At 66.3% G+C, this 21,268-nt stretch carries 19 protein-coding genes; 14 read left to right on the top strand and 5 right to left on the bottom strand.

The window, feature by feature from the left end:
* Window positions 1–7 precede the first annotated feature (7 nt).
* The 4 genes from K5L94_RS17860 (at window position 8) to K5L94_RS17845 (ending at window position 4,433) form a co-directional block, all read left to right on the top strand.
* A complete protein-coding gene (locus K5L94_RS17860; RefSeq protein WP_006465816.1) occupies window positions 8–1,327 on the top strand; it encodes a dicarboxylate/amino acid:cation symporter in 1,320 nt (439 codons plus the stop codon).
* A gap of 198 nt (window positions 1,328–1,525) precedes the next feature.
* On the top strand, window positions 1,526–3,523 hold the full coding sequence (tkt, locus tag K5L94_RS17855; RefSeq protein ID WP_274511029.1) for a transketolase: 1,998 nt from the start codon (window positions 1,526–1,528) through the stop codon (window positions 3,521–3,523).
* 314 nt (window positions 3,524–3,837) lie between these two features.
* Window positions 3,838–4,116, top strand: a complete 279-nt coding sequence (locus K5L94_RS17850) for a type II toxin-antitoxin system RelE/ParE family toxin (RefSeq protein WP_080357201.1) — start codon at window positions 3,838–3,840, stop codon at window positions 4,114–4,116.
* 11 nt (window positions 4,117–4,127) lie between these two features.
* Window positions 4,128–4,433, top strand: a complete 306-nt coding sequence (locus tag K5L94_RS17845; protein WP_006465761.1) for a HigA family addiction module antitoxin — start codon at window positions 4,128–4,130, stop codon at window positions 4,431–4,433.
* Between the two features lie 86 nt (window positions 4,434–4,519).
* Here the strand turns inward: K5L94_RS17845 and K5L94_RS17840 are convergent, their stop codons facing one another.
* On the bottom strand, window positions 4,520–6,472 hold the full coding sequence (locus tag K5L94_RS17840; protein ID WP_274511028.1) for an acetyl-CoA hydrolase/transferase C-terminal domain-containing protein: 1,953 nt from the start codon (window positions 6,470–6,472) through the stop codon (window positions 4,520–4,522).
* 35 nt (window positions 6,473–6,507) lie between these two features.
* Window positions 6,508–7,065, bottom strand: a complete 558-nt coding sequence (locus K5L94_RS17835) for a flavin reductase family protein (RefSeq protein WP_274511027.1) — start codon at window positions 7,063–7,065, stop codon at window positions 6,508–6,510.
* Between the two features lie 118 nt (window positions 7,066–7,183).
* Between K5L94_RS17835 and K5L94_RS17830 the strand changes: the two genes are divergently transcribed.
* The 5 genes from K5L94_RS17830 to K5L94_RS17810 all read left to right on the top strand — a co-directional run bounded on the left by K5L94_RS17830 (window position 7,184) and on the right by K5L94_RS17810 (window position 10,518).
* The gene (locus K5L94_RS17830) at window positions 7,184–7,549 is read left to right on the top strand and encodes a BlaI/MecI/CopY family transcriptional regulator (RefSeq protein WP_012481135.1); all 366 of its coding nucleotides are present in this window, start codon (window positions 7,184–7,186) and stop codon (window positions 7,547–7,549) included.
* Complete coding sequence (locus K5L94_RS17825) at window positions 7,542–8,783, top strand: M56 family metallopeptidase (RefSeq protein WP_274511024.1); 1,242 nt, start codon at window positions 7,542–7,544, stop codon at window positions 8,781–8,783. The genes K5L94_RS17830 and K5L94_RS17825 overlap by 8 nt, the downstream gene beginning before the upstream one ends.
* Window positions 8,780–9,343 (top strand): hypothetical protein, encoded by a 564-nt coding sequence (locus K5L94_RS17820; RefSeq protein ID WP_274511023.1) that lies wholly within the window; start codon window positions 8,780–8,782, stop codon window positions 9,341–9,343. The genes K5L94_RS17825 and K5L94_RS17820 overlap by 4 nt, the downstream gene beginning before the upstream one ends.
* Before the next feature lie 272 nt (window positions 9,344–9,615).
* A complete protein-coding gene (locus K5L94_RS17815) occupies window positions 9,616–9,972 on the top strand; it encodes a hypothetical protein (protein WP_154582894.1) in 357 nt (118 codons plus the stop codon).
* A gap of 72 nt (window positions 9,973–10,044) precedes the next feature.
* On the top strand, window positions 10,045–10,518 hold the full coding sequence (locus K5L94_RS17810; protein WP_274511022.1) for a hypothetical protein: 474 nt from the start codon (window positions 10,045–10,047) through the stop codon (window positions 10,516–10,518).
* A 27-nt stretch (window positions 10,519–10,545) separates the two neighbouring features.
* Here the strand turns inward: K5L94_RS17810 and K5L94_RS17805 are convergent, their stop codons facing one another.
* From K5L94_RS17805 to K5L94_RS17795, 3 genes are all read right to left on the bottom strand, one after another.
* Window positions 10,546–11,346 (bottom strand): MBL fold metallo-hydrolase, encoded by an 801-nt coding sequence (locus tag K5L94_RS17805; protein WP_274511021.1) that lies wholly within the window; start codon window positions 11,344–11,346, stop codon window positions 10,546–10,548.
* An 11-nt stretch (window positions 11,347–11,357) separates the two neighbouring features.
* Window positions 11,358–12,176: a S1/P1 nuclease gene (locus K5L94_RS17800; protein ID WP_274511019.1), complete on the bottom strand. Its 819-nt coding sequence runs from the start codon at window positions 12,174–12,176 to the stop codon at window positions 11,358–11,360.
* A 488-nt stretch (window positions 12,177–12,664) separates the two neighbouring features.
* The gene (locus K5L94_RS17795) at window positions 12,665–13,294 is read right to left on the bottom strand and encodes an OmpW/AlkL family protein (RefSeq protein WP_180879966.1); all 630 of its coding nucleotides are present in this window, start codon (window positions 13,292–13,294) and stop codon (window positions 12,665–12,667) included.
* 192 nt (window positions 13,295–13,486) lie between these two features.
* Between K5L94_RS17795 and gap the strand changes: the two genes are divergently transcribed.
* The 5 genes from gap to K5L94_RS17770 all read left to right on the top strand — a co-directional run bounded on the left by gap (window position 13,487) and on the right by K5L94_RS17770 (window position 21,128).
* Window positions 13,487–14,491, top strand: a complete 1,005-nt coding sequence (gene gap, locus K5L94_RS17790; protein WP_274511017.1) for a type I glyceraldehyde-3-phosphate dehydrogenase — start codon at window positions 13,487–13,489, stop codon at window positions 14,489–14,491.
* A gap of 125 nt (window positions 14,492–14,616) precedes the next feature.
* The gene (locus K5L94_RS17785) at window positions 14,617–17,286 is read left to right on the top strand and encodes a DUF2339 domain-containing protein (RefSeq protein ID WP_274511016.1); all 2,670 of its coding nucleotides are present in this window, start codon (window positions 14,617–14,619) and stop codon (window positions 17,284–17,286) included.
* Complete coding sequence (locus tag K5L94_RS17780) at window positions 17,283–18,659, top strand: DUF3999 domain-containing protein (protein WP_274511015.1); 1,377 nt, start codon at window positions 17,283–17,285, stop codon at window positions 18,657–18,659. Before K5L94_RS17785 ends, K5L94_RS17780 begins: the two co-directional genes overlap by 4 nt.
* Window positions 18,660–19,302: 643 nt before the next feature.
* Window positions 19,303–20,478 carry a phosphoglycerate kinase gene (locus tag K5L94_RS17775; protein WP_053450652.1) on the top strand — a complete coding sequence of 392 codons (1,176 nt, stop codon included), beginning with the start codon at window positions 19,303–19,305 and terminating at the stop codon, window positions 20,476–20,478.
* The gene (locus K5L94_RS17770) at window positions 20,475–21,128 is read left to right on the top strand and encodes an HAD hydrolase-like protein (protein WP_053450651.1); all 654 of its coding nucleotides are present in this window, start codon (window positions 20,475–20,477) and stop codon (window positions 21,126–21,128) included. The genes K5L94_RS17775 and K5L94_RS17770 overlap by 4 nt, the downstream gene beginning before the upstream one ends.
* The last annotated feature ends 140 nt before the right edge of the window (window positions 21,129–21,268 follow it).

Here is a 21,268-nt window from a genome sequence, read left to right as displayed (position 1 = left end):
CCCGCGTATGACAGCAGCTGCTGCCGACAAGAAGAAGTTGCCCCTGCACTGGAAGATGGGCATCGGCTTTGCGATCGGCCTGGTCCTGGGACTGACCGTGCATGCCCTGGGCGGCAGCGTCGAGGGTCTGCAGGGCGGTGCCAAGTGGGTAATGGACTACGTCACCACCCCGGCGTCGGGCCTGTTCCTCAACCTGATCTTCATGCTGATCGTGCCGCTGATCTTCTCGGCGCTGATCATGGGCGTGTCGGAGATGGGTGACATCCGCGCCCTCGGCCGCATCGGCTGGAAGACGCTGGCCTATACCGTGCTGCTGTCCGGCATTGCCGTGGGCATCGGCCTGGTGCTGGTCAACGTGCTCAAGCCGGGTGCCGGCGTCGACCCGCAGGTCGCTGCGATGATGCTGTCGGAGAACGCCGAGCGCAGCAAGGAGATCGTGGCCGGCATCCATGGCACGCCGAAGGGCATGGACATGCTGCTGTCGATCGTGCCGAGCAACGTGCTGCAGGCCGCATCTGACAACGGCGCGATCCTGTCGCTGATGTTCTTCGCGTTGATGTTCGGCATCGGCATGGTGCTGACCGACAACGAGAAGGTCGCTCCGCTGCGCCGCGCCATCGAAGGCGTGTTCGAAATCTCGATGACCCTGATCAACCTGGTCATCCGCCTGGCCCCGTACGCGGTGGCCTGCTTCATGTTCAACCTGGCCGCGCTGTTCGGCTTCGAGCTGATCATCCGCCTCGGCGCCTACGTGGGCGTGGTGGTGCTGGCGTTGGGCCTGCACATGATCGTGACCTACGGCACCGCCGTGTGGCTGTCGGGCCGCTCGCCGCTGTCGTTCTTCCGCGATACCCAGGAAGCGACGGTGATGGCGTTCTCCACCGCCTCCAGCAACGCCACCCTGCCGACCGCGCTGCGCGTGGCCGACCAGATGGGCCTGCCGCAGCGCGTGTCGCGCTTCGTGCTGACCGTCGGCGCCACCGCCAACCAGAACGGCACCGCGCTGTTCGAGGGCGTGACGGTGATCTTCCTGGCCCAGTTCTTCGGCGTGGACCTGAGCATCGGCCAGCAGTTCATGGTGATGGCGGTGTGCATCCTCGGTGGCATCGGTACCGCCGGCGTGCCGTCGGGCTCGCTGCCGGTGGTGGCGATGATCTGCGCGATGGTCGGCGTGAACCCGCTGGGTATCGGCCTGATCCTGGGCGTGAACCATTTCCTGGACATGTGCCGTACCGCACTGAACGTGACCGGCGACCTGGCCCTGACCACCCTGGTGGCCAAGGGCGAGTCCCACGACGGCCCGGCGCTGGGTCCGCAGCAGGACTGAGTCCAGATTCCCGCCCCCGAACTCCGGGGGCGGTAGTGCCGGCCGCTGGCCGGCAACTTCATGATCTTCATTGAATTCTGCGCAACTGCCGGCCAGCGGCCGGCACGACCGGGCAAGCTGGAACTGACCCCTGCCCGGTGACTATGGGACAATAGGCCGCCCGCACGTCCGCGGCCGCCTCCCGATTCCGACAGAACCATGACGCAGCCTACCCGTCGCCAGTTGGCCAACGCCATCCGCTTCCTTGCCGCCGATGCGGTTGAAACCGCAAAGTCCGGCCACCCCGGCATGCCCATGGGCATGGCCGACATCGCCGAAGTCCTCTGGAACGACTACCTCCGCCATAACCCGAGCAACCCGCACTGGTTCAACCGCGACCGTTTCGTGCTGTCCAACGGCCACGGTTCGATGCTGCAGTACGCGCTGCTGCACCTGAGCGGTTACGACCTGCCGATCGAGCAGCTGAAGCTGTTCCGCCAGCTGGGCAGCCACACCGCCGGCCATCCGGAACGCCACGAGACCCCGGGCGTGGAAACCACCACCGGCCCGCTGGGCCAGGGTTTCGCCAACGCCGTGGGCTTTGCCCTGGCCGAGAAGCTGCTGGCACAGCGCTTCAACCGCCCGGAGCTGGAAGTGGTCGACCACCGCACCTGGGTGTTCATGGGCGATGGCTGCCTGATGGAAGGCGTGTCGCATGAAGCGGCATCGCTGGCCGGTACCTGGGGCCTGCACAAGCTGGTCTGCTTCTGGGACAACAACCACATCTCCATCGACGGCAACGTCGAGGGCTGGTTCACCGACAACACCCCGGAGCGTTTCGAGGCCTATGGCTGGAACGTGGTCCGCGATGTTGATGGCCACGACCCGGACAGCATCAAGGCCGGCATCGAGGCCGCGCTGTCGCAGAGCGACAAGCCGACCCTGATCTGCTGCCGCACCACCATTGGTTTTGGTTCGCCGAACAAGGCGGGCAAGGAATCCAGCCACGGCGCACCGCTGGGCAAGGACGAGCTGGAAGCCACCCGCAAGCAGCTGGGTTGGGAATACGGTCCGTTCGAGATCCCGCAAGCGATCTACGACGGCTGGCGCGCCAATGGCGCCGGCACCCTGCGCCAGGCCGAGTGGGAGCAGCTGTTCGACAAGTACGCCAGCCAGTATCCGGCGGAAGCGTCCGAGCTGACCCGTCGTTCGCACGGCGAGCTGCCGGCCGACTTCGTTGCCAAGGCCGATGCCTACATCGCCCAGGTGGCCGCCGAAGGCCCGACGATCGCCTCGCGCAAGGCCTCGCAGCTGACCATCGAAGCCTACGCCCCGCTGCTGCCGGAAATCGTCGGCGGCTCGGCCGACCTGGCGCACTCCAACCTGACCCTGTGGAAGGGCAGCAAGTCGGTCGCCAGCGACGACGCCAACGCCAACTACGTGTACTACGGCGTGCGCGAGTTCGGCATGACCGCGATTGCCAATGGCCTGGCGCTGCACGGTGGCTTCATTCCGTTCGACGCCACCTTCCTGGTGTTCAGCGATTACGCGCGCAACGGCGTGCGCATGAGCGCGCTGATCCCGGCCCATGCCATCCACGTCTACACCCACGACTCGATCGGCCTGGGCGAAGACGGCCCGACCCACCAGCCGGTGGAGCACCTGGCCTCGCTGCGCTACATCCCGAACAACGATGTGTGGCGCCCGTGCGATGCGGTCGAGTCGGCAGTGAGCTGGAAGGCCGCGATCACCCGCCAGGACGGCCCGAGCTGCCTGGTGTTCAGCCGCCAGAACCTGCCGCACCAGCCGCGCAACGCCGAGCAGATCGCCCAGATCGAGCGCGGTGGCTACGTGCTGGCCGATGCCGCCGGTACCCCGGACGTGATCCTGATCGCGACCGGTTCGGAAGTCTCGCTGGCGACCGAAGCCAAGGCTCAGCTGGATGCGGCCGGCCTCAAGACCCGCGTGGTCTCGATGCCGTCCACCGACGTGTTCCTGCGCCAGGATGCGGCCTACCGCGAATCGGTGCTGCCGAACGCCGTGCGCAAGCGCGTGGCCGTGGAAGCCGGCGTCACCGGCTTCTGGCGCCAGTTCGTCGGCCTGGACGGTGCGGTGATCGGTATCGACACCTTCGGTGCCTCGGCCCCGGCCGACCAGCTGTACAAGCACTTCGGCATCACCACCGCCCACGTGGTGGAAGCTGCGAAGTCGCTGTAAGCCGCCTCGCGGTGCAACAAGGGAAAGGCCGGCACACGCCGGCCTTTTTCGTTCTTCAGAGTGGAGAAAAAGGGGACGGAGGGGATTAAGTCGTTTGTGCACATGCGACTTATCCTCTCCGTCCCCTTCTCCTTTGCCCGAAATGTTCCACCCAGCGGCACCAGTGTCGCGTTGGCCTCTTCATCTGACCTGCATTCCTTGCGAAAAGGAGGGCCTGCCGAGGCACCCTCAGAAGTGGTCATGGACAAGAAGATCGGCGCAGAAAACCATGGTGGATTTGCGGGGTGTAAGGTGATGCCTTACACTGGTGCCGCGTGATCGTCAGCTTCAGGCACAGGGGTCTGAAGGCGCTCTATGAACGGGGCGACATTTCAGGCGTTCGTGCCGATCATGCGGGGCGGTTGCGGCGCTTGCTTCACCAGCTGGACCAAGCCCAGCGTCCTGGAGACATGGGCTTGCCTGGAAATCGCCTGCATCCTCTGCGCGGAAGCTATAGCGGCTACTGGGCTGTAAGTGTCTCCGCGAGTTGGCGATTGGTATTCCGCTTTCGTGGGCTCGACGTCGAATTGGTCGATTACCTCGATTACCACTAGGAGTCTGCTCGATGCCGTTGCATGATCCGCCGCATCCCGGGGAATCGCTGCGCGAAGACATACTGCCGGCGATCAGCATGTCCATCAGTGCGCTGGCGCAGCATCTTGGTTATTCCCGCGGACAGCTGTCGACCATCATCAACGGGCACGCCGGTATCTCCGCGGAGCTTGCATTCCGCCTTGAGCTTGCAGGTCTGGGCAATGCGCGCATGTGGCTGGCAATGCAGGCGGCCTATGACCTGTGGCAGGTCGAGCATCGAGAGCATCCACCGATTGCCCGCCTGCATCTTGAGGATTCGGTGAGGATCGGACAGTAGATCCGCGCCATGCGTGGATGAGAAAAGGGACGGAGGGGATTAAGTCGTTTGTGCAGAAACGACTTAATCCCCTCCGTCCCCTTTTTTCAGGCGGTGCGCGCCAGCGCCAGGCGCAGCAGGCGTGCGTCCAGGCGCTCGGCGAAATCCTTCGGTGCCTGCAGGCCCATGCGCTGCAGGTACACCGCATCGCCATCACCGGCCGGTTGGCGCAGCGCCGCCCACACCGTGCGCAATTTGTCGCCACGGGTCTGCGTGTTGGCCTTCAACCAGCCCAGCGCCTTCACCAGCACCTGTTCGATCTCGTTGAAGTCGCTGCCCAGCGGATAGTCCGGAAGGCTGCCATCGGCGCGGAACGGTGCCAGTGCCGCGGCCAGTGACTGCGGCGTGTTGCGCTGCAGGCGTTCGGGATCCGGCGGCGTGGCCCTCAACAGCTTGCGCGCGGCGTGCGCCTGCTGCAGCAGGCCGGACTGGAACGGTGCCTCGGTGATCGCGGCCATCGCCTGCACGCAGTCCTCGTCGGTCAACCCGCGCAGATCGGCGATGCCGTATTCGTTGAGGTAGATGTCGCGCAGGTGGCGCGGGATGGTGGTGTGGCCATAGTTCCAGCGCACATTGGATTCGCGCTGGCCCTTGTCGTCGCGCGCGGCGCGGAACATCAGCACGCTGCGGGCTTCCGGCAGGGCATGTGCCATCGCCACGAAGTTGTACTGGCCGCCCACCCCGGATACCACGCGGCCGTCATCCAGCGCGTCCGAGACCGCCGCACCCAGTGCGGTGGCCATCATGCAGGAGTTGAAGAAGCGCGCATGACGGCGCTGCAGGCGCTCCAGCGTCTCGTTGCCGCCGTACAGCTGGTTGATCTCGCTGATGCGGCGCATGCCGATCGCGCGGCATTCGTCTTCCGGCAGGGTGCGCAGCCATTCGTAGAACTCCGGTGAGCCCAGGTAGAACGCGCCGTGCAGGTACTCGCCTTCGGCAGCCAGCGTGGCATGGTCGATCGACAGGGTGCTACCGTTCTCGATGCGCTGCATCAGCGCGAGGTCGTCGTGCACCTTGCGCTTGATCACCCCGGTCTGTACCAGCCGCCGGAAGCCCTCGTTGAGCATTTCACTGCAGCCGTACAAGCCCACTTCAAAGGGGTCCAGCCCGCCGATTTCCTGCACCAGCGGATGGCTGGCCAGCTGCGGATCAAGCGCGTGCAGCACGCGGCGGTAGCGCACGTTGTCGGTGTGGCGCAGCACCAGTGCATGGCTGAGCGCATCGGCCAGCGTGCCAATGCCGATCTGCAGCGTGCCGCCATCGCGTACCAGGGTGCTGGCATACAGGCCGATGGCATAGTCGGCATCGCCAACCGGCTGGCGGGGCAGGCCGAACAGCGCCGGGTACGGCGGTGGCGGGGTGATCACCAGATCGAAGAACGACACATCGACGGTGGCCGAGCCGCCCAGGTAGGGCAGCTGCGGATCGATCTCGGCGACCAGCAGCGGGCGCGGCAGTCCGCGCGCGGCGATGGCATCCAGCGTGTCCTGGGTAATGTCGTTGTTGCACGACAGCGAGAGCCGCCGGTCATCCGGGCGCATCGCCACTTTCTGCACGATCACCTGCGGCGCGCGCTGGGCGACCGCATCGGCGGCGTGGGTGTAGTTCAGGCTGGTATAGCTGGACTGCGCCTGCCGCGAACCGAGCAGGGCGCCGGACTGCATGTAGAACTCTTCCACCTGCACATGTGCCGGCAACGCGTCGCGCGCGATCGCATCGGCATAGGCCAGGCGCGGAAAATCATCGCCGAAGTGACGCTGCGCGAACGGCGCCATGAAACGCGCTTCCAGGCCGTTGCCGCGCGCCTTCGGCGGGTTCAGCGACAGCGCGGTATACAGCTGCAGCGGCCGCGACGGATCCTGCTCGACGCGTGCATACAGGGCATTGAGCAGCCGGTGCGGCTTGCCCAGTGCCAGTGGCGCCCCGATCCGCAGCGGCCCGTCCACGCGCGCAAACAACCAGTCGACAGCGGCGTCCAGGTCGGTGAGGTGTTCGGTCATGCGGGGCGGTCCTGCGTCTGGGGGGAGTGCCGGCATTACAGCATGTCGGGCTTGAACCGCCGTCGACGCGAGACTTCGGCGCCGGACACCATGAACTGCCCATCGCCCCGGTAATGCATCGTGCGCGGTAGTTTCGGCCGGGGCGCAACATGGGCGCGCACGATTTCCCAGATGAACAGGTTGTTCGACGCCACCTGGCTGTCGTCGTACAAGCGGCACTCGAAGCACGAATGGCATTGCCCGACCAGCGGCGCGCCGACCTCGCGCGCGGGCAGTGCATCGAGCCCGAAACGGGCGAACTTGTCGACCTCGCGGCCACTGCAGTTGCCGATGTCCACGACCGTATCGAGCAGCTCCACGCCGGGAACATTGATCACGCACTCGCCGCTGCCGCGCGCCAATGCGTGGCTGTGGTTCTCGTGCCACAGGTAGGTGGCGACCAGCGAAGGCGAGAAGCCCATCACCATGTGCCAACCCATCGTCATCAGGTTGCGCTGGCCGCGCCACGCGGTGCTGACCAGCACGATCGGACCGGGTTCGAGGAAGCGGCGGGCCTGCTCGACCGGGAAATCTTCCTTGGGCAGCGCTTTCATCCGGGGCCTGGGGCGGGAGGAACCGATGCTGGCGCAGCCGGGATGAACCCGGAGTCGAGGGGCTTGACATGAGGTTCGATTACGCGCGTAATCAATTCGTCGATTACGGATGTAAACCATGACCCCGATCAGCGAAGCCGAAGCCGTTGTGATGGAGGTGCTGTGGCAGCAGGCACCGCGTAGCGCCGACGAGGTGGTGGCCGCACTGGCCCACCGCGACTGGGCCGAGCCGACTATCAAGACCCTGCTCAACCGCCTGCTGACCAAGGGCGCGATCGCCGCCGAACGTGATGGCCGGCGCTATCTTTACCGGCCGCTGCTGCAGCGCCAGGCGTGGGTGGAGGCACAGAGCCAGGACTTCATCGGCCGCGTCTTCGAAGGCCGCGTGGCACCGCTGGTGGCGCACTTCAGCGAACGCGGCCAGCTGAGCGCGCAGGACATCGCCGAACTGAAGAAGTTGATCCAGGAGCTGGACCATGACTGAGCTGCTCGACGGACTGTGGCAGGCCAGCCTGTGGCTGGCAGTGGGCGTGGTCGTGCTGGCCGCGCTGCGGCCCTTGCTGGTGCGGCTGGGGGGCGCTGGGTTGGCCTATCGCAGCTGGTGGTTGCTGCCCTTGCTGATGGTGGCGCTGCTGGTGCCGCTGCCCCGGGTTGCATTGCTGCAGCAGGTGCCGACGCTGCCGCTGAAGGTGATGCCAGGCGCCCTCGAGGGCGCGAGCGGTCATTCGCTGCCATGGGCCGGTTTGTTGCTGGTGGCCTGGGTACTGGGGATGGGCGTCTGCCTGCTGCGCGAGCTGCGTGCGCAGCGGCGCTTCGAGCGGCATATGGGCCTGCTGCGGCCGCGTGCCGATGGCAGCTGGCAGGCCAGCGGTGATCCCGGGCTGCCGGCGCTGGTCGGTTTGTGGCGGCCACGCATCGTGGTCGGCCCGGCGTTCGACCAGCAGTTCAGCGCACAGGAGCAGGACCTGATCCTGCAGCACGAGCGCAGCCACCGTCGCAATGGCGACCACTGGGCCAATGGTGCGCTGCTGCTGATGCGCACGGTGTTCTGGTTCCACCCGCTGTTGCCCTGGGCCGCACGCCGTTTCCTGCGCGAGCAGGAACTGGCCTGTGATGCCCGCACCATGGCCCCGCAGCCTGCGCTGCGCGGCCTCTACGCCAGCACGCTGCTGAAAGCGCAGCTGGTCCATCCGGTTGCGCCCGCGGTCTGCCATTGGCGCAGCCAACCCGTGTTGAAGGAGCGTATCGCCATGTTGAAGCAGTCCAAGCGGAAGGCATTGCCGTGGGTGTCGGGCCAGGTGCTGGTGATCGGGGTGTGCCTGGGGATGGGAGCGGTGGCGTGGGCCAGCCAGAGTGGTACGGCGGGAGCGCCGAGGATCGGGGTCGAGCCGTTTGAATACGCTCAGGAAGACGCAGCCAGGGCTGGGCTGGACCGACCCGTCCAGGTCGACAAGATGCCGCCGCCGTCCTATCCGAAGTCTGCGGCCGAACAACGCCAGGTGGGCGTGGTGAACCTGCGCGTGGAGGTGGATGCACAGGGGCGTCCCGCCGATGTCCAGGTGCTCAGCGCTACCAATCCGGGCGTGTTCGATGCGGTATCGGTGGCTGCTGCGCGCAGCTGGACCTATCGTCCGGCAATGAAGAACGGTAAGCCGGTGGCCGCTGCCGTGCGTATTCCGATCACCTTCGCGATGGACGATACCGAGGACGCGAAGTGAAGCACGCGCCGCTGTTGATGATGGCGGCGCTGTTGGCAGGGTGCGCGACCCAGGGCCGGCTGGCCACCGTCGATACCCGCAGCGAGAATGTCGGCCACCAGCGCCTGCGGCCGCAGACCGGCGACGGCGATGGACAGGTGCAGGCGTACTCGCTGGGCGCGAGCGAGGGCTACCGGATGCCGCAGCTCTATGCGGCACCGGACCCGGAGGTCGGTGATCGTGATCCGCGCGCGGAGCTGGCACCCACCACCATCTGCCTGCAGGTGGTGGTGGACGCCGATGGCGGTGTGGAACGCAGCCTGCCATTGACCGATCGTGCCGAGTGCACAGCCGGGGCCGCACCTGAGAACGCGCCCTTGTTGCAGGCGGCTCAGGACGCGGTGGCGATGTGGAAGTACTCGTCGGCGGCGGTCTGCCATTTCGCACCGGGCAAGGTGCCGGCGGATCGCGGCGATTGCCGCGGCGCGGAGCGCATCGAGCCGGTGGCGGTGACCCTGCAGTACGCCTTCACCTTCGAGATCGTGAAGGGGCAGCATGTGGTGCGGATGCAGGGGCGGTAGCGGCGGGCTTGCTGTCGGGCACGAAGATGTAAGAGGGTTGTTGACAATAGCCGGTTCCGGGCGTAACCCGGTGGCTGGCGGCACCATGAGCCGCAACTTCAATGGCGCCAGGCCGGATGGGAAGAATCTGGAAGATGTTCTGGATCCCAGGAAGGACAGAACCATCGTGAGAGGGTGCAGCTATGCGAGCCAATAGCAAGAGGCTGCTTTTCCTTGCCTGCCTGGGCTGCCTCGGTGCATGTACGCACCGCGACGGCGACGCTCCAACGCCGATGAGCCGCGAGTTCGGGGTGTGCATTTTCCTTCGGGCCGGTGACAGCTACCACGTGAAGGCCCCGGGACTGGATTTTGAACAGGGATTGTTGAAGCTGGCTGGCAAGGACATTGATGTCTACATCGGGAATCATCCTTCCTACGATGGCGTTCGATGGAACCGGGATCTGAGCCCGACCCGTGGATTCGTGCTGGTCGGCACGGAGCATTCAAGAGGTAAGGATCGAGTGCTGCTCGGCAACAAGCGCGCAGACCAGAAAGGCCTGATCTACGTACAGTTCATGGGTGTTGACCTTGCGGCGCAGGTTCCCGTTCTGACGCGCAAGGATCTGGTAGTGGATTGTGGACTGGATTGAGGTAAGCGGGTCTGCGAAGGTCCAGCAGCCAATACCCGCCCTTACCCCGTTCTTCTCGCCGCGGGATCTCACATGAAGCGTTCGCTTTTACTCGTTCTGCTGATGCTGGCATCAGGCTCGACGGCTGCAGCGGTTTCAGTGCACATCGGGGGCAAGCCAACGGAGCTTCTGACCGCGCAATCTCCGGGTATGAAGGTCGAAGTGCGACTGGGCATTCGTGCTACAACGGCCGACGATCCGCGCTACGTAGTCTGCGAAGGCGCGCGCCCCTGCAAAGGAGTGGAATCGCTGCAGATCCGAGTCAATGGTGCTGCCTTGGTTGTTCCGCGTTCCGCCTATTTCGATCTGGTGGATCTTTCCAGTGCGACGATTGATCTCAGCTCCAAGGGCGGCAGCCTGATGTTGCAGGGCGGGGATGCCTCAGAGAGTTACAACGTGCGCATTCGCTTCAACAAGAACCGGGTCCTGTCGAGAGAGATCTTTGTTGGAACGTCGCAGGATGACCTGTTGGAGGAAACCACCTATCACGAGGCGAGCATCGGATAGGCGCTTCTCTTGCTGTCCTCCTGGACCTCAGGCCCCGCCCTGGATGTTGGCCTTCACCGCCGGCTGCATCAGTTTTGGTTCTTCCAGCGTGGCATCGCGGGCCTGGCGCACGCTGACGAACTCCGCCTCGGCCACGCCATCGTGCACGTGGATGTTGTGCGCGCGCTGTTCGCCGATGGTGGTTTCGTTGGCGAAGTCGCGGCCGCCCGGGCCGTAGTCGTGGCAGACGAACACGCGGGTGGCATCGGGTAGCGCCAGCAGGCGCTGGATCGAGCGGTACAGCTGCGTTGCATCACCGCCCGGGAAATCGCAGCGGGCGGTGCCGCCGTCGGGCATGAACAGCGAGTCGCCGGTGAACAGCGCATCGCCGATCAGGTAGGCGATGCTATCGCTGGTGTGACCGGGCACGGCGATCACCTGGCCGCGCAGTTCGCCAAGCGCAAAGATTTCGCCATCGCTGAACAGGTGGTCGAAGATTTCATCGGCCGCTGGTAGCTGCAGGCCATAGCGCGGCGCAAAAGTGGCCTGCACCGCGCGGATGCCTTCGCCGATGGCCAGCGTGGCCTGCGGGAAGTGCTGCTTGAGCCGGCGCCCGGCCGACACATGGTCGGCGTGGGCATGGGTTTCCAGCAGCCAACGCAACTGCAGGCCCTGTTGCTCGATGGCCTGCAACGCGGCGTGCAACGGCGATTCGCTGCTGGCATCAGTATCCGGGTCGTAGTCCAGGACCGGGTCGATCAGCGCTGCCTCGCCACTGGCCGGGTCACTGACCAGGTAGCTGAAGGTATTGCTGTCACGGTGGAAGAACGACTGCACCTGGACTGCCATTTGCATGCTCCTCAGCGCGTGCCGAGCACGCGGTTCAGCAACTGCGCCAGGTTTTCACCGGCCAGTCGCAGCTGCGCTTCAGCCAGCGGCCGGTAGCGCTCGGTGTATTCGTCGCCGATTTTACGCGATGCCGGATAAACGCCAGCTTGCATGGAGATGCGGCAGCTGGCCTCAGCCCACGTCTGCGGGTCGCGCTGCGGGTTGGACTGGCGCACCAGCTTCGGCGCACGCTGGCTCTGCAATAGTGGCAGATAGGCGGCGTCGTCCAGCTTGCGGGTGTTGAGCATGCCGCTGTCCCACAGCGAGTGCAGGTTGGTACCACGGTTGCCGAACTGCAGCTGGAAATCGTTGCCGCCCTTGTCGTGGGCATAGCCGGCGTGCATCGGCTGGTGGATGTCGCCGACCAGATGCACGACGAACTTCAGCGCCTGCAGGCGCTCGCCGTCGGTCAGGCTGCGGTCGCCGAGGATGGCGCTCTGTGCCTTCAGCGCCTCGACGATGCAGTTGCCGTTTTTGCAGTGCTTCGGTGCTTCGTAATGGCAGTTGTCTTCGGCGATGTTGACGTAGTGCCAGCCGGCCGAGCGACGGCCCAGGCCCGGGTCCTTGGCGCGCAGCTGATCGGCCCAGGGCGCGATGCTGGCGAGGGTGGCGTCCGGTTCAGTGGCCAGCAGGCGATCCACTTCGGCGCGGGCGGCAGGGGTGAGTCGGGCGTCTGCGACTTCGGCGACAAGGCGGTGGCCTTGCGCGCCCCAGGCATGGGCGGGGGCGGAGACGGACAGCAGGGCCGGCGCCAGGGCGGCGGCGAGGAAGAGGGAGTGCAGGGCTTTCATGCGCACATTCTAGCCGGGGGTAGGTGGATTGAAGAGCGGCGCGTTCCCGTTTCGAAGTGGGTGGGCTGCAGGGGCAGGCGCTGCAGCCCCCATCAGACATGGCCGCGGAGGCGAATGCAAAGGTCAAAGCAACATCAAAATCAAATGCAGGATCAAAACCTGCCTCCTGCAATTGCAGGCAACCATTACGCCTCGGATGTACAGGTTCTGCTTCTGCTCTTGCCTTTGCTTGAGCTGGCACGCGCGCAGTGATGGGAAGGGGCGAGGCGGGGAGCGGGGCCGGGACCGTTGGCGCCATGGATGGCGCCATCGAGCCCCCATGGATGGGTTTACGGCGTGTCCCGGCTCCGCTCCCCGCCTTGCCCCAGCTCCGGAACCGCTTCAGTCCCAGCAACAAAAAAGCCCCGGCAATCACCGGGGCAACATGCTGCGAGGGTTTTGCGTGTAGCGGGGGAGCGGGGGCGAAGCCCCCGCGCTCAACACACCGCTTAGAACTTGAAGACGTAGGACGCGCCGTAGACCAGCGGGTCGATGTTGACCGTGCCGATCTTCTCGCCGTTCAACTTCACCTTGCTGTCGATGTCGATCCAGCGCATGTCCACGCGCAGGGCGCCCTTCTCGCTGATCGCGAAGTCCACGCCCACATGCGCGGCCAGGCCCCACGAATCCTGCAGCTTCAGGCGGCTGTCCTTCAGCGCACCGGTGGTGTCTTCGCTGAAGAAGGTCGTGTAGTTCACGCCCGCACCGATGAACGGCGACACCTTGCCCTTGCTGTTGAAGTGGTACTGCAGGGTCACCACCGGCGGCAGCTGCTTGGTGCTGCCGACGCGGCCGAGGCCGTTGATGTTGATGTCGTGCTTGAACGGCAGCGCGGCCAGCACTTCGATGCCCAGGTTGTCGGCGATGAAGTACTCACCGGTGATGGTCGGCTTGACGTCGTTGTCGACGTCGACCTTCAGGGTGCCGTTGGCCAGCCAGCCGTTGTTCGACTTCGGCGCCACCTGGTGCACGCCGGCCGAAACGGTCCAGTCGCCCTTGGACTGGGCCATGGCGGGGGCGGCGGCGAGGGACAGGGCGGCGGCCAGGCCGGCCAGGATCAGGGGGGAGGTCTTGCGCATGGGGGTGATCTCGTTGCTGGGTGGATGGGGCCAGTGTCGGCCTCACGCCGCGCTAACGCTTTGATCCGGATCAAATCCTGTCCGCCGGCCTTCCGCCGGAGGCGCTGGCCCACGGTGGCCAGCCCCGGTTTGCTAGACTTATGGGCCCTATCCATCCCGCCGCACCTGTCGCGGCCGCAGGAGCTTGAGAACATGGCAATCAAGGTTGGTATCAACGGTTTCGGTCGCATCGGGCGCAACGTCCTGCGCTCGGCGGTGCTGAACTTCGGCGACGACATCGAAATCGTGGCCATCAACGATCTGCTGGAGCCGGACTACCTGGCGTACATGCTCAAGTACGACTCCGTGCACGGCCGCTTCAAGGCCGAGGTGTCGGTGCAGGGCAACGACCTGCTGGTCAACGGCAAGAAGATCCGCCTGACCCAGGAACGCGACCCGACCAACCTGAAGTGGGACGAAGTCGGCGCCGACGTGGTGCTGGAAGCCACCGGCCTGTTCCTGACCAAGGAAACCGCGCAGAAGCACATCGATGCCGGCGCCAAGAAGGTGATCATGTCGGCCCCGTCGAAGGACGACACGCCGATGTTCGTCTACGGCGTCAACGACAAGACCTACGCCGGCCAGGCGATCATCTCCAACGCCTCGTGCACCACCAACTGCCTGGCCCCGCTGGCCAAGGTCATCAACGACAAGTGGGGCATCAAGCGCGGCCTGATGACCACCGTGCACGCGGCCACCGCCACCCAGAAGACCGTCGATGGCCCGTCCAACAAGGACTGGCGCGGCGGCCGTGGCATCCTGGAAAACATCATTCCGTCGTCCACCGGTGCGGCCAAGGCCGTCGGCGTGGTCATCCCGGAACTGAACAAGAAGCTGACCGGCATGAGCTTCCGCGTCCCGACCTCGGACGTGTCGGTGGTCGACCTGACCGTCGAGCTGGAAAAGGAAGCCACCTACGCCGAGATCTGCGCTGAAGTGAAGGCGCAGAGCGAAGGCCCGCTGAAGGGCATCCTGGGCTACACCGAAGACAAGGTGGTGGCCACCGATTTCCGCGGCGAAACCTGCACCTCGGTGTTCGACGCCGATGCCGGCATCGCCCTGGACGGCACCTTCGTCAAGCTGGTGACCTGGTACGACAACGAGTGGGGCTACTCGAACAAGTGCCTGGAAATGGCCAAGGTCATCGCCGCCAAGTAAGGCCGGTGTAGATCGAAGACGGACCCCGGCCTGGCCGGGGTTCGTCGTTTATGGGGCCAGCCCTGTCGTAGCATGGGGCGGTCGACCGCTGCCGCTGGGGCGCGGGAACGCAATGGAAGCACGCAATGGAAGCACTGATAGCCCTGGTCGTACTGGTCCTGCTGGCCATCCCGCTGCTGCTGGTAGTGGCGTTGGTGATGATTGCCGGCCTGCGCCGTCGTGTCGCCGCGCTGGAAAGCGCGATGGCCGCTGTGCCTGCCGCTGCCAAGCCGGCCGTCACCACGCCCGCGCCTGAACGGCCGGTGGTCACGCCCGCGGCCAGTGCCGATCCACCGTTCCTGCGGCCGGTCGCTGCGGCTGCACCGCAACCTCCAGAACCGCCGGTGCGAGAGGTCGCGCCCACCGAGGCACCTGCGCCCCGTCCTGCTGCACCACCGCCGGTACCGCCGGTGCCGGTGCAGCCGCCGTTGCCGCCAGAACCGGCGCTGCCGAATTTCATCGAGCGCGGCATCGGTGCGGTCAAACGCTGGTTCACCGAAGGCAACGTACCGGTCAAGATCGGCATGCTGGTGCTGCTGGCCGGTGTCGCCGCGCTCCTGAAGTACGTCAGCGACCAGGGTTGGCTGGTGTTGCCGATCGAACTGCGCCTGGCTGGCGTCACCGTCGGCGCGTTGGGGCTGCTCGCGTTCGGCTGGCACCAGCGCGAGCGCCGGCGGATGTTCGCGCTGGCCCTGCAGGGCGGCGCCATTGGCGTGCTGCTGCTGACCATCTTCGCGGCGTTCAAGCGATTCGAGCTGATTCCGCCGGGCTTCGCCTTCGCCAGCTCGATCGCGCTGGTGGCCGGGCTGTGCGTGCTGGCAGTGGTGCAGAATTCGCGCACGCTGGCGGTGCTGGGCATCCTCGCCGGCTTCATGGCGCCGCTGTGGCTGTCCACCGGCAGTGGCAACCACGTGGGCTTGTTCAGTTACTACGCGGTACTCAACGCGGGCATCTTCGCCATTGCCTGGTTCCGCCCGTGGCGCGCGCTGAACCTGCTGGGCTTCGCCTTCACGTTCGGCATCGGTACGTTCTGGGGCGTGCTGCAGTACGCGCCGGACAAGTTCAGCAGCACCGAACCGTTCCTGCTGCTGTTCTTCGCGTTCTACCTGCTGATCCCGCTGCTGTACGCGCGTCGCCAGCCGGCCGGGCGGCGTGACCTGGTCGATGGCAGCCTGGTGTTCGGCACGCCGCTGGTCGCATTCTCGCTGCAGGCGGGCATGTTGCACGAGCAGCCGATGACGCTGGCGCTGTGCGCGCTGGGCCTGGCCGCGATCTATGCGGTGCTGGCGTGGGCGTTGATCAGGCGGGCGTCGTACACCGTGCTGGCGCAGTCGCATGCGGTGCTGGCAGTGGGCTTTGCCACGCTGGCGGTGCCGCTGGCGCTGTCGGCGCGCGCCACCGGCGCGGTGTTCGCACTGGAAGGTGCGGGGCTGGCATGGCTGGGGCTGCGCCAGAAGCGATGGTTGCCACAGGTGTCCGGTGCGCTGTTGCAGATCGGCGCTGCATTCGCCTTCGTGGCCGGCGGCGATCATTGGCACGAGGACCTGCGCTTCCTGATCAATCCCACCGCCATCGGCGCGCTGCTGCTGGCCGTGGCTGGCTTTGCGTCGGCCTGGAGTTACCAGCGCCGGTCGCGCCACGAGATCGCGCTGGTCTACTACCTGTGGGGCCTGCTGTGGTGGCTGGGTGGACTGGTGCATGAGATCACCCGCTTCTTCCCGTACCGCACCGAAGTGGATGCGCTGCTGGTGCTGGCGGCGGTCACGGCATGGCTGGCCGCCGAAGCACAGCGCCACCAGCCAGCCCGTGCGCTGGGCGTGACGGCACTGGCGATGCTGGCGCTGGGCTTCCCGCTGGCCCTGTTGCAGAGCGATGCCCACCACCAGCCGTTCGCCGGCTATGGCGCGCTGGCCTGGGCACTGTTCGCGGCGCTGGGCGTACGTACGTTGCTGTGCCTGCGCCAGGGCGGCAACACCGTGGCACGCATCGCGCAGTTCCTGTGGTGGCTGCTGTGGCCGTCGCTGCTCTCGCTGCTGGCCCTTTGGGGCGGCGGCGAGGCGGGGCTGGCACAGGGCTGGACGACCCTGCTGGTCACGCTGCCGTGGCTGCTGATGGCAGCGCTGTCGCTGTGGCGCTGGAACATGCTGCGCTGGCCGTTGGGTGAAGCGTTTGACCGCGTACGCACGCCGCTGCAGTGCGTGCTGTTCGGCCTGCTCTCGATCGGCTGGCTGCTGGGCCAGCTGTTGCCGGGCGACGCTGCCCCGCTGCTGTGGCTGCCGGTGCTGAATCCGGCCGAGCTTGCGCAGTGGCTGAGCCTGCTGCTGCTGGCGCGCTGGCTGTACAGCGATCAGGCGCCGCAGGCACTGCTGAACATCCGCATGCCGCTGCTGTCACTGGCCATCTTCGTTGCGCTGACCAGCGTGGTGCTGCATGGCGTGCATCAGTGGGGCGGCCTGGCGTGGAACGCATCGATGATGCGTTTCAGCCTGGCCCAGACCAGCCTGACCGTGTTGTGGAGCGTGCTCGGCGTGATTGCCTGGGTCTGGGGCTCGCGCCGCGGCCAGCGCGTGTTGTGGATGGTCGGCGCCGTGCTGATGGGCGTGGTGCTGGCCAAGCTGGTCATCGTCGATCGCCAGCACCTGGGCAACCTGCTGGGCATCGCATCGTTCATCGCCTACGGCCTGCTGTGCACGGTCGTGGGTTATCTGGCACCGGCACCGCCCAGCGCGGCGCTGTCCGTGGAGGAAAAACAATGAGGAAGTGGAGCAGGGCGCTGCTGCCGGTGATGTTCGGCATGCTGGCCGCCGTCGTGGCGCAGGCTGCCGATTACCGCAGCCAGTACGCCGAACAGTGGCCGCTGACGCTGTCCAGCGCACAGTCCGGTGCATACAGGGTGGTCCTGGAACCGGCGATCTATCGCCGTGCCGGCGCTGCCGACCTGGGCGATCTGCAGGTGTTCAATGCGGCGGGGCAATCGTTGCCCTCGGCGCTGCTGGCGCCGGATCAGCCGCTGGCACAGCCGCCGGTGCAGCGGGAGCTGCCGTGGTTCGCACTGCCGCCGTTGGCCGAAGCACAGCGCAACGATCTGCAGCTGCTGACCGAACGCGATACCGATGGCCGCGTACGCCGGGTCGAGGCGCGCGTGGGGGGCGGTGCGGTGGCGAACGGGCAGGGCGGTTGGCTGATCGACGCCAGCGTGCTCGGCCAGCAGCCGGTGGCGGCGCTGGTGCTGGACTGGGCCGATAGTGGCCAGCCCTTGCAGGCACAGGTGCAGCTGGATGCCAGCGATGATCTGCAGCACTGGCGTGCGGTCGGGCGCGACATTCCGCTGGTGGACCTGCAGCGCGCCGGCAAGCGCCTGCTGCAGCGCCGCCTGCAGGTGGACGGTGAGGCACGCTATCTGCGCGTGCTCGCACAGGGCGATGCACGCCTGCCGACCCTGCACAGCGTGCTGGCTGAACTGCCGCCTGCCCCGGCCACGCTGCCGTGGGAATGGTTGTCGCTGGAGCCGGTTACGAAGGGCAAGGGCGAATACACCTTCGAACTGGACGGCCGTTTCCCGGTCGCGCGTGCGGACGTGGCCAGCGCCGACAACAGCCTGGTGCAGTGGACGTTGTTCAGCCGCGATGATGAGAGCGCGGAGTGGCAGCGCCGCAGTGCGCCGTGGATCGCCTACCAGCTGCAGCAGGGCGCGCAGGGCCAACGCCAGCAATCGGCGGCCCAGTCGCTGGGGGGCGTGCATCGCGACCGCTACTGGAAGCTGGTTGCGAATCCTGCCGAAACGGCCACCGCGCCTACGCTGCGCCTGGGCTACCAGCCGGAGGTGCTGGTGTTCCTGAGCCAGGGCGCGGCGCCGTATGCCCTGGCCGTCGGCAGTTCGACCGCGCGCCGGATGGAGGCGCCGATCGGTGTGCTGATCGAGGAACTGCGCCAACGCAATGATCCGTCATGGCAGCCGACGCTGGCGCGGCTGGAGGGGAGCCCCGAGCCGCTGGCCGGCGAGGCGGCGCTGAAGCCGCAGCATGATTGGAAGTCGTGGCTGCTGTGGGCGTTGCTGGGGCTGGGGGTGTTGGTTGTTGGCGGCCTGGCGGTCAGCCTGCTTCGGCAGAAGCCGGCGCCTTCGGCGTAGGTTCCGGCGAACGGCGCAGCCCCTCGTGGGTGGCCGTAGCGTCGGTAGAGTCGAGCTTGCTCGACTGCAAAGCTGCGCTTGGCCGGGCGGGTGGGCTGGGCAGGGGACGCCGTAAACCCGTCCCTGGAGGCTTAGCCGCGCCATCCATGGCGCGGATACCCCTGCCCAGCCCACCCGCCCGACCTCTGACAGTTTCCGTGTGCGTACACCCACGGAAGAGAAAAAAGAAGAGCAAAAAGCAAAAGCAAAAGCAAAAGCAGCTTGGCTGCGCGCTCCTTGTAGAGCCGAGCCCATGCTCGGCTCTCCATTTTTTTCCCGACACCAGAAATCGTTCCTGCTTCTGCCTTTGCCATCCGCTCTGCCTCATGAACCTGTCGAGGCCGGGGTGGTGTGGGCTGGCAGGGGTGTCAGCCGCATGGATGCGGCTGCCAAGCCTCCAGGGATGGATTCACGGCGTCCCCTGCCAGCCCACCCCACCCCGGCCCACCCACAGCATCACAAGGCGCCAGCGCTTTGGCTTTGGCTCTGGCTGTTGCTGTTGCGCCTCTGCCTGCCGCAGGCATCGGCCCTCCCACCACCCGCACCCGATACAATGGCCGTCTGCCGTAGCCCGGCATCCCGTCCCTGAGCCAAAGAGTTGCCCATGTCCATCGTCCGCATGACCGACCTCGACCTCTCCGGCAAGCGCGTGCTGATCCGCCAGGATCTGAACGTGCCGATCGAGAATGGCCGCATCACCTCCGAACAGCGCATCACCGCTTCGCTGCCGACGCTCAAGCGCGCGCTGGAGCAGGGCGCGGCGGTGATGGTCACCTCGCACCTGGGGCGCCCGAAGGAAGGCGTGTGGAGCGAGGCCGATTCGCTGGCGCCGGTCGCCGCACGCCTGTCCGAGCTGCTCGGCCGCGAAGTGCCGCTGGTGCGCGACTGGGTCGACGGTGTCGACGTGCAGCCGGGCCAGCTGGTGCTGCTGGAAAACTGCCGCATGAACGTGGGCGAGGGCAAGGATGACGAGGCCCTGTCGAAGAAGTACGCCGCGCTGTGCGACGTGTTCGTGATGGACGCGTTCGGCACCGCGCACCGCGCCCAGGCCTCGACCCATGGCGTGATCCGCTTCGCTCCGGTCGCCGCCGGTGGCCCGTTGCTGATGGCCGAACTGGATGCGCTGGCAAAGGCGCTGGATGCTCCGGCCAAGCCGCTGCTGGCCATCGTCGCCGGCAGCAAGGTCAGCACCAAGCTGGAACTGCTGGCCAACCTGGTCGGCAAGGTCGATCAGCTGATCGTCGGTGGCGGCATCGCCAACACCTTCATCGCCGCCGCCGGCTACAACGTCGGCAAGTCGCTGTACGAACCGGACCTGCTGGACACCGCGAAGAAGATCGTGGCCGATGCCAAGGCGCGTGGCGCCGACATTCCGCTGCCGGTCGACGTGGTCACCGCCAAGCAGTTCCTGCCCGATGCCGTGGCGGAAGTGAAGGCGGTCGACGCCGTGGCCGAGGACGATCTGATCCTGGACATCGGCCCGCAGACCGCGGCGCAGTACGCACAGCTGATCGAGAAGGCCGGCACCGTGGTCTGGAACGGCCCGGTCGGTGTGTTCGAATTCGAAGCCTTCAGCAAGGGCACCGAAGCGCTGGCCCGCGCCATCGCCAGCTCGAAGGCGTTCTCCATCGCCGGCGGCGGTGACACCCTGGCCGCCGTTGACAAGTTCGATATCGCTGGCGACGTCAGCTACATCTCCACCGGCGGTGGTGCGTTCCTGGAGTTCCTGGAAGGCAAGACGCTGCCGGCCGTGGCGGCCCTCGACGCGCGCGGCGCATGAGCACCGATCGCAGCAGGGATGTCCTGTTCTTCGACCTCGACGGTACGCTGATCGATTCGCAGGTCGGCATTACCGCGTGCATCGCCTATGCGCTGCAGAAGATGGACCATCCGGTACCGCCGCAGGAGACACTGCTGGGCTGGATCGGTCCGTCGCTGCGCACCACCTTCGCGCCGTTGTTCGTTGAACCGGCGCGGGTGGAACAGGCGGTGGGCTACTACCGTGAACGCTTCGACGCCGAGGGCTGGCGCGAGCACACGGTGTACCCGCAGGTGGAAGACACCCTGCGCACGCTGCATGGTCGTGGCCACCGCCTGGCGGTGGTCACCGCCAAGAACGAGCCACATGCGCGCCGCATCCTTGCCCACCTGCCATTCGGCGGGCTGTTCGAGGAGATCATCGGCTCGACCCTGGACGGCTCGCGCAGCCACAAGCCGGAGCTGGTCGGCGAGGCGCTGCGCCGGCTGCAGGTGCAGCCCGCACAGTGCTGGATGATCGGCGACCGCCGCATGGATATCGAAGGCGCGCGTCACCACGGCCTGCGCAGTGTCGGTGTGCTGTGGGGCTTTGGCGGCGAAGCGGAACTCACCGAAGCCGGCGCCGGCCAGCTGGCCCGTGAGCCGGCACAGCTGGAAACGCTGCTGGCCTAGCTCCCTGTAGAGCCGGGCACGGGCTCGGCTCTACAGAACTCCCTGCGCCAGCGTATGTCCGGACCATGTCCGTTCCATGACCCGCGAAGTCAGGCAGCACAAGGCTGTAACCGTATACATGCGGCGTGAAGGATGTGCTA

This window comes from Stenotrophomonas forensis (assembly GCF_028752115.1).
Lineage (GTDB): Bacteria > Pseudomonadota > Gammaproteobacteria > Xanthomonadales > Xanthomonadaceae > Stenotrophomonas > Stenotrophomonas forensis.
This window is presented reverse-complemented; position numbering and strand designations above follow the sequence as displayed.